General features: G+C 66.4%; 9 protein-coding genes. 7 read left to right on the top strand and 2 right to left on the bottom strand.

Annotated elements, in window-relative coordinates:
- Nucleotides 1-7: 7 nt before the first annotated feature.
- Nucleotides 8-1,576 (top strand): ATP-binding protein, encoded by a 1,569-nt coding sequence (locus QZW52_RS16410; protein ID WP_294000739.1) that lies wholly within the window; start codon nucleotides 8-10, stop codon nucleotides 1,574-1,576.
- A gap of 9 nt (nucleotides 1,577-1,585) precedes the next feature.
- Here the strand turns inward: QZW52_RS16410 and QZW52_RS16415 are convergent, their stop codons facing one another.
- The gene (locus tag QZW52_RS16415) at nucleotides 1,586-3,319 is read right to left on the bottom strand and encodes a diguanylate cyclase domain-containing protein (protein ID WP_294000725.1); all 1,734 of its coding nucleotides are present in this window, start codon (nucleotides 3,317-3,319) and stop codon (nucleotides 1,586-1,588) included.
- Nucleotides 3,320-3,436: 117 nt separating this feature from the next.
- Nucleotides 3,437-4,150 carry a Crp/Fnr family transcriptional regulator gene (locus QZW52_RS16420; protein WP_294000727.1) on the bottom strand — a complete coding sequence of 238 codons (714 nt, stop codon included), beginning with the start codon at nucleotides 4,148-4,150 and terminating at the stop codon, nucleotides 3,437-3,439.
- A gap of 216 nt (nucleotides 4,151-4,366) precedes the next feature.
- Between QZW52_RS16420 and QZW52_RS16425 the strand changes: the two genes are divergently transcribed.
- The 6 genes from QZW52_RS16425 to QZW52_RS16450 all read left to right on the top strand — a co-directional run.
- Nucleotides 4,367-6,313, top strand: coding sequence for an AMP-dependent synthetase/ligase (locus QZW52_RS16425; protein WP_294000729.1), 1,947 nt, complete (start codon nucleotides 4,367-4,369; stop codon nucleotides 6,311-6,313).
- A complete protein-coding gene (locus QZW52_RS16430) occupies nucleotides 6,314-7,111 on the top strand; it encodes an ABC transporter ATP-binding protein (RefSeq protein ID WP_294000731.1) in 798 nt (265 codons plus the stop codon).
- A gap of 25 nt (nucleotides 7,112-7,136) precedes the next feature.
- Nucleotides 7,137-8,066: a branched-chain amino acid ABC transporter permease gene (locus QZW52_RS16435; RefSeq protein WP_294000733.1), complete on the top strand. Its 930-nt coding sequence runs from the start codon at nucleotides 7,137-7,139 to the stop codon at nucleotides 8,064-8,066.
- Between the two features lie 28 nt (nucleotides 8,067-8,094).
- Nucleotides 8,095-9,159, top strand: a complete 1,065-nt coding sequence (locus QZW52_RS16440; protein ID WP_294000734.1) for a branched-chain amino acid ABC transporter permease — start codon at nucleotides 8,095-8,097, stop codon at nucleotides 9,157-9,159.
- A gap of 46 nt (nucleotides 9,160-9,205) precedes the next feature.
- Nucleotides 9,206-10,534 (top strand): ABC transporter substrate-binding protein, encoded by a 1,329-nt coding sequence (locus QZW52_RS16445; RefSeq protein WP_294000735.1) that lies wholly within the window; start codon nucleotides 9,206-9,208, stop codon nucleotides 10,532-10,534.
- Nucleotides 10,535-10,575: 41 nt separating this feature from the next.
- The coding region (locus QZW52_RS16450; RefSeq protein WP_294000737.1) for an ATP-binding cassette domain-containing protein at nucleotides 10,576-10,923 on the top strand (348 nt) is incomplete at its 3' end.

Genomic DNA, 10,923 nt, shown 5'->3' on the forward strand with positions numbered 1-10,923 from the left:
CGCCGCCCTGCCCCGCCGCCCACTGCCCATCGGCATCCAGAACCTGCGCGAGATCCGCGAGCGCGACTGCTACTACGTGGACAAGACGGGCATGGCGATCGACCTGATCGAATCGTCGGGCAAGGCGTTTTTCCTCAGCCGCCCGCGCCGCTTCGGCAAGAGCCTGCTGGTGGACACCTTCAAGGAGCTGTTCGAAGGCAACCGGCCGCTGTTCGAGGGACTCGCCGCCGACACCCGCTGGGACTGGTCGAAACGCCACCCGGTCATCCGCATCAGCTTCGGCGGCAGCGTGCTGCACGGCCGCGCCGAACTGGACCGGCGCATCCGTGGCCTCCTGCGCCGCAGCCGGGTGGACCTGGGTCTGCCACGGCCGGCGGAAATCGACCCGGACGACGTGGCCGACGACCTGGCCGACCTGATCGAGCAGGCCCATCGCCAGCAAGGCGCCACCGTGGTCGTGCTGGTCGATGAGTACGACAAGCCCATCCTCGACAACATCACCGACCCGGCCGCGGCACTGGCCATGCGAGAAGGGCTGAAAAACCTGTACTCGGTGCTCAAGGACAGCGACGAACACCTGAAATTCGTCTTCCTGACCGGCGTGTCCAAGTTCAGCAAGGTCAGCCTCTTCTCCGGCCTGAACCACCTGCGCGACATCACGCTCGATCCCCGCCACAGCGCCCTGTGCGGCTACACCGATGTCGATGTGAACACCGTGTTTGCCGCCGAGCTGCCCGGACTCGACCGCGACGAGATCCGCCGCTGGTACAACGGCTACAACTGGGGTGGCACCGGCGTCTACAACCCCTTCGACCTGCTGCTGCTGTTCGAGAACCGGACTTTCGAACCCTACTGGTTCGAGACCGGCACCCCCACTTTCCTGGTCGATCTGCTGACCCAGCGGCGTTTCTTCACCCCCGACCTCAACCGCCTGCACAGCAATTTGAGCCTCTTGTCGAGCTTCGACGTGGACCGGATCGAACCCGAGGCGCTGCTGTTCCAGACCGGCTACCTGACCTTGCAATCGACCAGCGAGCGGGTGCCAGGCCGTTGGGTCTACACGCTGGGTTATCCGAACCGGGAGGTCGAATCCAGCCTCAACGCAGCACTGCTGCAGGGCTATGGCGTGCCGGCACAGGTGTCGTTCGACAACCAGAACCACCTCATTGAAGTGCTCGAACGCGGCGACGTGCCGGCGATGGAGCCGCTGCTGCGTGCCCTGTTCGCCAGCATCCCGCACGACTGGTACCGCAACAACCCGCTGGCTGGCTTCGAAGGCCATTACGCCAGCGTCTTCTACAGCCACTTCGCCGCGCTCGGCCTCGACATCCGGCTGGAGGACTCGACCAACCACGGCCGCATCGACATGGCCCTCCTGTTCAACGGCCAAGTCTTCGTCTTCGAGTTCAAGGTGGTCGAGCACGCCGCCAAGGGCGAGGCGCTGCAGCAGATCAAGGCGCTGGGCTACGCAGACAAGTACCGCGGTCGAGGTGAACCCGTCCACCTGATCGGGGTGGAGTTCAGCCGAGCAGCGCGCAACCTCGTCGGCTTCGAGGTCGAGACACTGGCGGGCTGACATCCACCATCAACCCGCTGTCGCACGGCGGATCTGCTGTTTGCCCGCCTGCTTGCCCGCGTACATCGCCTGATCGGCCAGGGTGAGCAGGCGGTCGAAATCACGGCCATCGCCGGGCGCCAGTGCATAGCCGATCGTCGCGCCGATGCGGCACTGCAGCGACTCCACCACCACCGGAGATTGCAGCGCCTGCAGCAGCTTTTCGCCGATGCGCCGTGCGGCCGCCTCATCGCGCAGCTCGCTGACCAGCACCACGAACTCGTCGCCGCCGAGGCGGGCCACCCGGTCAGCCTGCCGCACCTGCGCGCCCAGCCGGGCACAGACTTCGACCAGCACGGCATCGCCGACCGCGTGGCCATGCTGGTCGTTGACGGGCTTGAAGCCATCGAGGTCGAGCAGGTAGACCCCGACCAGACTGTGCGTGCGTGCCCGCTGCAGCATGGGCAGCGCCGCCGCCTGCAAGCCACGCCGGTTCAGCGCCCCGGTCAGCGCGTCGGTGTCGGCCAGCCGGCGCAGGCGTTCGCCGTCGTGGCGGTCGCGCTCGGCGGCACGGCGCAGGTCGTCCACCCGGATGCCCACCACCACCAGCCACATCACCATCTCGGTCAGCGAGGCCACTTGAAAGACATGCAGCGTGACCAGGGTGGCCGGAATGCGCCCGCTGATGAGCAGCGCCAGCCCCACCACCCCGGCCGTGTAGACGCTCCAGCCCACCAGGATGTAGCCGGCGGCCCGGTCGCCCTCCCGCCAGCGCCGCCACGCGATCGGCAGCGCCAGGACCGTCGGCAACTGCCCCAGCACCTTGGCCGCCTGCTGGCCATCGCGGTAGCTGATCGCACCGACCAGCAGCAGCCCCAAGGTGGCCGCGCACACCAGCGCCCCCAGCCGCATCCCCTTGGACAGCCGCGGCGACAGGCTGCGGATGTCGAGCGCCCGGTCGATGAACAAGAACGTGCCCAGGATACCCAGCAGGATGCACACCGGTGGAAGCAGCACCGACACCCACAGGTGCTCGCCCCAGACGTGCTGCATCCCCATGCCCTGGAACGCGAACTGGAACACGCCCACCCCGCCCACGCCCAGCCCGTAGTAGGCAAACATGCGGTCGCGCAGGCTGTACCACTGCGCCAGGCTGTAGGCCAGCAGCGACAGCACCACGCCCGTGGCCAGCCCTTGCAGCATCTGGATGCGCTCTTCGCGGAACTGCCGCTGCTGGGGCGCCGCCAGCCGCAGCGGCACGATCATGCTGCCCGAGGTTTCGACCCGCAGCACCAGGGTGTAGCGCCCCGGCATCAACCGCAGCGGCATGACGTGGGTGCGCGTCGGCAAGGGCCGCTCGGACAGCCGCACCCAATCGCCGTTGCGGATCACCACCGTCGGCTCGCCCACCCGCAGCACCTGCAGGTCCACATGGTCGAGCGAGGCATAGCCGATGTCGAGCAACCAGTCACCCGCCGCCTCCGGGGCGACCTCCACCGACCAGAACAGCCAGGCGACACCCGGGAATTCACCGAAATTCGACGTCGGCACGGTCGGCGGGCGGGCCTCGGCCTGGTGCTCCAGCGCCTCGGACAGCGTCCAGACCGGGTGCGCCTCCTGCACCGCCGACACCAGCGGCCACACATCGATCTCGGTCTGGCGCGTGTCCAGCCGCGCCACGCCCGCCACGGCCGCACCGCTCCACAGCAGCAGCCACACCGCCAGCAGACCACTCCACCAGGACAACACACGACAACGCGGCATGCGGATTCGGTCTGCGCGGAACCCGACTCCCTGCCCGCGCGCACGGTGAACCCATCGGACACGGGTTCACCGTCGTTGTCGGCGCCGGTCGGTTGAACTTGACGCCCGCACCGCGGCTCAGGAACCCGGTGAACCGTAACAGCGCAACCCCGCCAGATCGAGCACGCGCAGCCCGCCGTACTCGATGCGGATCAGCGCCCGCGCCTGCAGCACCTTGAGCGCCTCGTTGACCCGCTGGCGCGACAGCCCGACCAGGTAGCCCAGCTCCTGCTGCGTGATGCGCAAGACCTCGCCGACCCCTGGGTACAGCACCGGATGGAACAGCGCCGAGAGGTTGCGCGCCACCCGCGAATCCGGGTCGTTGATGCGGTCGATCTCGCGGGCGGCGATGAACTGGCCCAGCCGCTCGTTGAGCTGGTTGAGCACGAAGCGGTTGAACGGCAGGCTCTGCTCCAGCAGGTCATGGAACACCTCCACCGGCACCCCCGCCACCAGCGTGCGCCGCAGCGCCTCGATGTTGTAGCGGTAGGGTTCGCCCTTGAGCAGCGTGCCCTCGCCGAACCAGGCACCGGGCGGCACCCCGGTGAAGGTGATCGGCGTGCCCATGATGTTGTCGCTGCTCATCTTCAGCAGCCCGTCGATGACGCCGAACCAGTACGACGCCGGCCGGCCGATGCGGCAGACCTGCTCGCCCACATCCGCCTGCACCACCCGCAGCGAGCGCAGCGCCAGCGACTGGTGGGCCGCCGAGAGTTGCGACAGCCAGGGGATCTGGTCGATCTCGGTGGCGGTGGGGACACGCGAACGCTCGCGCAGCGCAATCAGGCTCATGCAGAGGACTCCAGCACCGGCTGTGCCGACAAGGGCGGGAAACTCCGCTTGGGAGTCACCCTAGGATTGTCGTCAGACCGACAACCTAACGTCAAACTGAATCCTACGATGCAGCACATAACGAACCGGCCCCGAAGCCATTGACCTGGTGCCCACGATGCACTGTTCCGCACTTCCCCCTTGCCTTCCTTGCCCCATCACCCGAGGAGACGCGTCGTGACCACGACATTCCCGCGCCTGCTGCTGGACCATGCCCAGCGCCGACCCGACGCGCCGGCCCTGAGAGAAAAAGAATACGGCATCTGGCAGACCCTGAGCTGGTCGGCGCTGGCCGCACAGGTGCGCCGCATGGCCGGTGGCCTGGCTGCGGCGGGCCTGCAGCGCGGTCAGCACATCGTGGTGATCGGCGACAACCGCCCGCGCCTGACGATGACCATGCTGGCAGCGCAGAGCCTGGGCGCGATCCCGATCCCGCTGTACCAGGACGCCACCGGACCCGAGTGTGTCTTCCCGCTCAACAACGCCGAGGTCGCCTTCGCCGTGGTCGAGGACCAGGAGCAGGTGGACAAGCTGCTGGAGATCCGCGCCCAGTGCCCGCAGCTCGCGCACATCTGGTTCGACGACCCGCGCGGCCTGCGCAAGTACAGCGAGCCGGGCTTGGCATCGGTCGATGAGCTGCTCGCCGCCGGAGACGCCTACGGGCGCCAGAACGCCAACTTCTTCGAGAAGTCGATCGAGACGGTGCGCCCGGAGGACGTGGCCTCGATGTTCTTCACGTCCGGCACCACCGGCAACCCCAAGGGCGTCGTCCACACCCACGGCTCGCTGACCGACCGTGCGCAGGCCGGGGCCACCTTCGACAAGCTGACCAGCAGCGAAGAGGTGCTCGCCTACCTGCCGCCGGCCTGGATCGGCCAGAACATCTTCAGCTACGCGCAGTGGCTGGTGTGCGGCTACGTGGTGAACTGCCCCGAGTCGGCCGCGACCGTGACGATCGACCTGAAGGAGATCGGCCCGACCTACTACTTCGCCCCGCCGCGGGTGTTCGAGGGGCTGCTGACCAGCGTCACCATCCGCATGGAAGACGCCAGTGCGCTGAAGAAGGGCCTGTTCAAGTCCTTCATGGCGCTGGCCAAGCGGGTCGGCCCGGCGCTGATGGACGGCAAGCCGGTCGGCCTGCTGGACAAGCTGAAGTACAAGCTGGGCGACCTGAGCATCTACGGCCCGCTGCGCAACTCGCTCGGCCTGAGCCGGGTGCGCGTGGCCTACACGGCGGGCGAGGCGATCGGCCCGGACCTGTTCACCTTCTACCGCTCGATCGGCGTCAACCTCAAGCAGCTCTACGGCTCGACCGAGACCGCCGTGTTCGTCTGCCTGCAGCCCGACCATGAAGCACGCGCCGACACGGTGGGCGTGCCGTGTGACGGCGTGGAGATCCGGCTGGCGGACTCGGGTGAGATCATGATCAAGTCGCCGGGCTTGCTGAAGGAGTACTACAAGAACCCCAAGGCCACCGAAGAGGTGCTGACCAAGGACGGCTGGTACCACAGCGGCGACGCCGGTTTCATCGACGCGCACGGCCACCTGAAGATCATCGACCGCGCCAAGGATGTCGGCCGGCTCCAGGGGGGTGTCCACGACGGCGCGATGTTTGCCCCGAAGTACGTCGAGAACAAGCTGAAGTTCTTCCCGTTCATCAAGGAGGCGGTGGCCTTCGGCGACCGGCGCGACCGGGTGTGCGCCTTCATCAACATCGACATGGAAGCGGTCGGCAACTGGGCCGAGCGGCGCAACCTGCCCTACGCAGGCTACGCGGACCTCGCGGGCAAGCCCGAGGTGCTGGCGATGATGCGCGAGTGCGTCGAGCAGACCAACGCCGATCTGGCGCAGGACGAGATGCTCGCCGGCAGCCAGATCCACCGCTTCCTCGTGCTGCACAAGGAACTCGACGCCGACGACGGCGAGATGACCCGCACCCGCAAGGTCAAGCGCGGCGCCATCGCCGACAAGTACGCGGTGCTGATCGACGCGCTCTACGGCGGCAAGACCGAGCAGTTCATGGAGATCGCCGTGAAGTTCGAGGACGGCCGCAGCGGCAGCGTCTCGGCCACGCTGCAGATCCTCGACACCAAGACCTTCCCCGCTGTCCGGAGGGCCGCATAAATGTCCACGATCGACACTGGCAAGAAAATCGGCGAGGTCATCCTCGACGTGGCCAACATCAGCCTGCGCTTCGGCGGCGTCAAGGCGCTGACCGACATCAGCTTCAACGTGCGCGAGCACGAGGTGCGGGCCATCATCGGGCCGAACGGCGCGGGAAAAAGTTCGATGCTGAATTGCATCAACGGCGTCTACACCCCGCAGGAAGGCAAGATCAGCTTCCGCGGCCAGACCTTCAGCCACATGAACAGCCGGCAGGTCGCCGAGATGGGCGTGGCGCGCACCTTCCAGAATCTGGCGCTGTTCAAGGGCATGAGCGTGATCGACAACCTCATGACCGGCCGCAACCTGAAGATGAAGACCAACCTCTTCCAGCAGGCCATCCGCTGGGGGGCCGCCGCCCGCGAAGAGGAAGCGCACCGCGAGTTCGTCGAGCACATCATCGATTTCCTCGAAATCCAGGCGTTCCGCAAGACGCCGGTCGGGCGGCTGCCGTATGGCCTGCAGAAGCGCGTGGACCTGGGCCGCGCGCTGGCGATGGAGCCGCAGGTGCTGCTGCTGGACGAGCCGATGGCCGGCATGAACGTCGAGGAGAAGCAGGACATGTGCCGCTTCGTGCTCGACATCAACGAGGAGTTCGGCACCACGATCGTGCTGATCGAGCATGACATGGGCGTGGTGATGGACATCTCCGACCGCGTGGTGGTGCTGGACTACGGCAAGAAGATCGGCGATGGCACGCCCGACGAGGTGCGCGCCAATCCAGACGTGATCAGTGCCTACCTCGGCACCAGCCACTGAACGCCACGGTCACGGGAGCACTGACATGGGATTTTTCCTCGAAGCACTCATCGGCGGCCTGATGACAGGCATGCTGTATTCACTGATCGCACTCGGCTTCGTGCTGATCTTCAAGGCGTCGGGCGTCTTCAACTTCGCGCAAGGGGCGATGGTGCTGTTCGCGGCCCTCGCCATGGCGCGGTTCGCCGAATGGATTCCGCACCTGCTGCACATCGAGAGCAAGACCCTCGGCAACCTCCTGGCCTTCATCGGCGCGATGGGCGTGATGGTCATCGTGGCCTGGGTGATCGAACGCTACGTGCTGGGCAAGCTGGTGAACCAGGAGGGCATCACGCTGCTGATGGCCACGCTGGGCATCACCTACTTCCTCGACGGCGCCGGCCAGACGCTCTTCGGGTCGGACATCTACAAGATCGACGTGGGCCTGCCGAAAGACCCGATCTTTCTGCTGGAAAACGTGTTCCAAGGCGGTGTGCTGGTCGGTTCGGAAGACCTGTATGCCGCATTGATCGCCGCGACGATGGTGGCGGTGCTGGCGGCGTTCTTCCAGTACACCTCGACCGGCCGCGCCTTGCGTGCGGTGGCCGATGACCACCAGGCCGCACAGTCCATCGGCATTCCGCTGAACCGGATCTGGGTCATCGTCTGGTCGGTGGCGGGCTTCGTGGCGCTGGTCGCCGGGATCATCTGGGGCTCCAAGCTCGGCGTGCAGTTCTCGCTGTCGCTGGTGGCCCTGAAGGCGCTGCCGGTGGTGATCCTGGGCGGGCTGACCTCGGTGCCGGGCGCCATCATCGGCGGGCTGATCATCGGTGTCGGCGAGAAGCTGTCGGAGGTCTACATCGGCCCGATGGTCGGCGGCGGCATCGAGATCTGGTTTGCCTACGCCCTGGCGCTGGTCTTCCTGCTGGTGCGTCCGCAAGGGCTGTACGGCGAAAAGATCATCGACCGCGTCTGACCACCACAAGAAACACGGAGACACCTTCATGCTTTACCGTGAGAACGGCCAGTTCAAGACCAGCTACCGCTCGGACCAGCAGATCTTCCCGATCACGCAGGACCGCCTCGGCGTCCTGGCGCTGATCGCTTTTGCTGCGATCGCCGTGCCCTTCCTGGCGTCGGAATACACCTTCCGCGCCGTGCTGATCCCCTTCCTGATCCTGTCGCTCGCTGCGCTCGGGCTGAACATCCTGGTGGGCTACTGCGGCCAGATCTCGCTCGGCACCGGCGGGTTCATGGCGGTCGGCGCCTACGCGGCCTACAACTTCTTCCTGCGCATCGACGGCATGCCGCTGATCCCGGCGCTGCTGCTGGGGGGTGCGTGCTCGACGGTGCTGGGCGTGCTGTTCGGCATCCCGTCGCTGCGCATCAAGGGGCTGTACCTCGCCGTGGCCACGCTGGCGGCGCAGTTCTTCATCGACTGGAGCTTCCTGCGCATCAAGTGGTTCACGCTCGATTCGTCCTCGGGTTCGGTCAGCGTCTCGGGCCTGCAGGTGCTGGGCATGCCCATCGAGACGCCGGTGCAGAAGTACCTGTTCTGCCTGGCCTTCCTGTGCGTGTTCGGGTTGATGGCCAAGAACCTCGTGCGCGGCAACATCGGCCGCGAGTGGATGGCCATGCGCGACATGGACGTGGCGGCCTCCGTCATCGGCATCCGCCCGGTCCAGGCCAAGCTCAGCGCCTTCGCCGTGTCGAGCTTCATCGTCGGCGTGGCGGGCGGGCTGTGGGGCTTCGTCCACCTGGGTTCGTGGGAGCCGGCAGCGTTCTCGATCGACCGCTCGTTCCAGTTGCTGTTCATGGTGATCATCGGCGGACTCGGCTCGATCATGGGCAGCTTCTTCGGCGCGGCCTTCATCGTGCTGCTGCCGATCTTCCTGGACAACGTGCCGCAACTGTTCGGCATCCCCATCGACACCGCGCTGGCCGCCCACATGACCTCGATGATCTTCGGCGCACTGATCGTGTTCTTCCTCATCGTCGAGCCGCACGGGCTGGCCCGCCTGTGGTCCATCGGCAAGGAAAAGCTGCGCCTGTGGCCCTTCCCGCATTGATCCTGCACTGATTCACTCCACCACCACCGCTGAACCGGAGACTTCCATGAAACTCAAGTCCCTCGCCCTCGCTGCCTCCATCCTGGCCGCCGTGGCCGGCTCGCTGGCCGCGCCGACCGCCTTCGCCGAGACCAAGGAACAGTTCTTCCCGGTGCTGGTGTACCGCACCGGTCCCTACGCCCCCAACGGCGTCCCCTTCGCCAACGGCTATGTGGACTACCTGAAGCTGGTCAACGCGACCAATGGCCTGGGTGGCGTGAAGCTCACGTTCGAGGAATGCGAGACCGGCTACGCCACCGACCGCGGCGTCGAGTGCTACGAGCGCATGAAGGGCAAGGGCGCGACCGTGTTCCAGCCGCTGTCCACCGGCATCACCTTCGCGCTGACCGAGAAAGCGCCCGGCGACAAGATCCCGCTCATCACCGCAGGCTATGGCCGCAGCGAATCGGCCGACGGCGGCGTGTTCAAGTGGAACTTCCCGCTGCTGGGCACCTACTGGATCGCCGCCGACGCGCTGATCCAGCAGATCGGCAAGAAGGAAGGCGGCCTCGCCAACCTCAAGGGCAAGAAGATCACCCTCGTCTACCACGACTCGCCGTTCGGCAAGGAGCCGATCCCGCTGATCCAGGAACGCGCCAAGACCCACGGCTTCGAGCTGCAATTGCTGCCGGTGACGGCGCCCGGCGTGGAGCAGAAGTCCACCTGGCTGCAAATCCGCCAGAGCAAGCCTGACTACGTGATGCTCTGGGGCTGGGGCGTGATGAACTCGACCGCGTTGAAGGAAGCGGTCGCCACCGGCTACCCGCGCGAGAAGATGTACGGCGTGTGGTGGGCCGGCGCCGAGCCGGACGTGAAGGACGTGGGCGAAGCCGCCAAGGGCTACAACGCCGCCGCCATGCAGCACGGCGCGCAGCCGGAAGCCAAGGTCGTGCAGGACATCCTGACCAAGGTCCACGGCAAGGGCGAAGGCACCGGCCCGAAGGACGAGGTTGGCTCGGTGCTCTACATGCGCGGAATGATGTCGGCCATGCTGGGTGTCGAGGGCGTCAAGCGCGCCCAGGAACGCTTCGGCAAGGGCAAGGTCATGACGGGCGAACAGGTCCGCTGGGGCCTGGAGAACCTGGCCCTCGACCAGAAGAAGCTCGACGGCCTGGGCTTCGCGGGCGTGATGCGCCCGGTCTCGACGAGCTGCATGGACCACGTCGGCGCCGGCTGGGTGCGCGTCCACACCTGGGACGGCAAGAAGTGGGGTTTCACCTCCGACTGGCTGCAGGCCGACGACATGATCCTCAAGCCGATGGTGCGTGCCGCGGCCGACAAGTACGCCGCCGAGAAGAAGATCGAGCGCCGCAAGCCGGAAGACTGCCAGTCCTGAGCCCTGGTCTGACGTGATCTGAAACCCTGGTGACACGCCCCATGAGCACTCCGAACATTCTCCTGAACGTCAACGGCATCGAGGTGATCTACAACCATGTGATCCTCGTGCTCAAGGGCGTGTCCCTGCAGGTGCCCGAAGGCAAGGTCGTGGCCTTGCTCGGGGGCAACGGCGCGGGCAAGACGACCACGCTGCGGGCCATCAGCAACCTGCTGGCCGGCGAGCGCGGCGATGTCACCAAAGGCTCGATCGAGCTGCGCGGAGAGCGCATCGAGAAACTCTCCACCTCCGACATGGTCAACCGCGGGGTGGTGCAGGTCATGGAAGGCCGGCACTGCTTCGCGCACCTGAGCATCGAGGACAACCTGATGACCGGCGCCTACACCCGC

Source organism: Sphaerotilus sp., from assembly GCF_013299175.1.
Classification (GTDB): domain Bacteria; phylum Pseudomonadota; class Gammaproteobacteria; order Burkholderiales; family Burkholderiaceae_C; genus Sphaerotilus.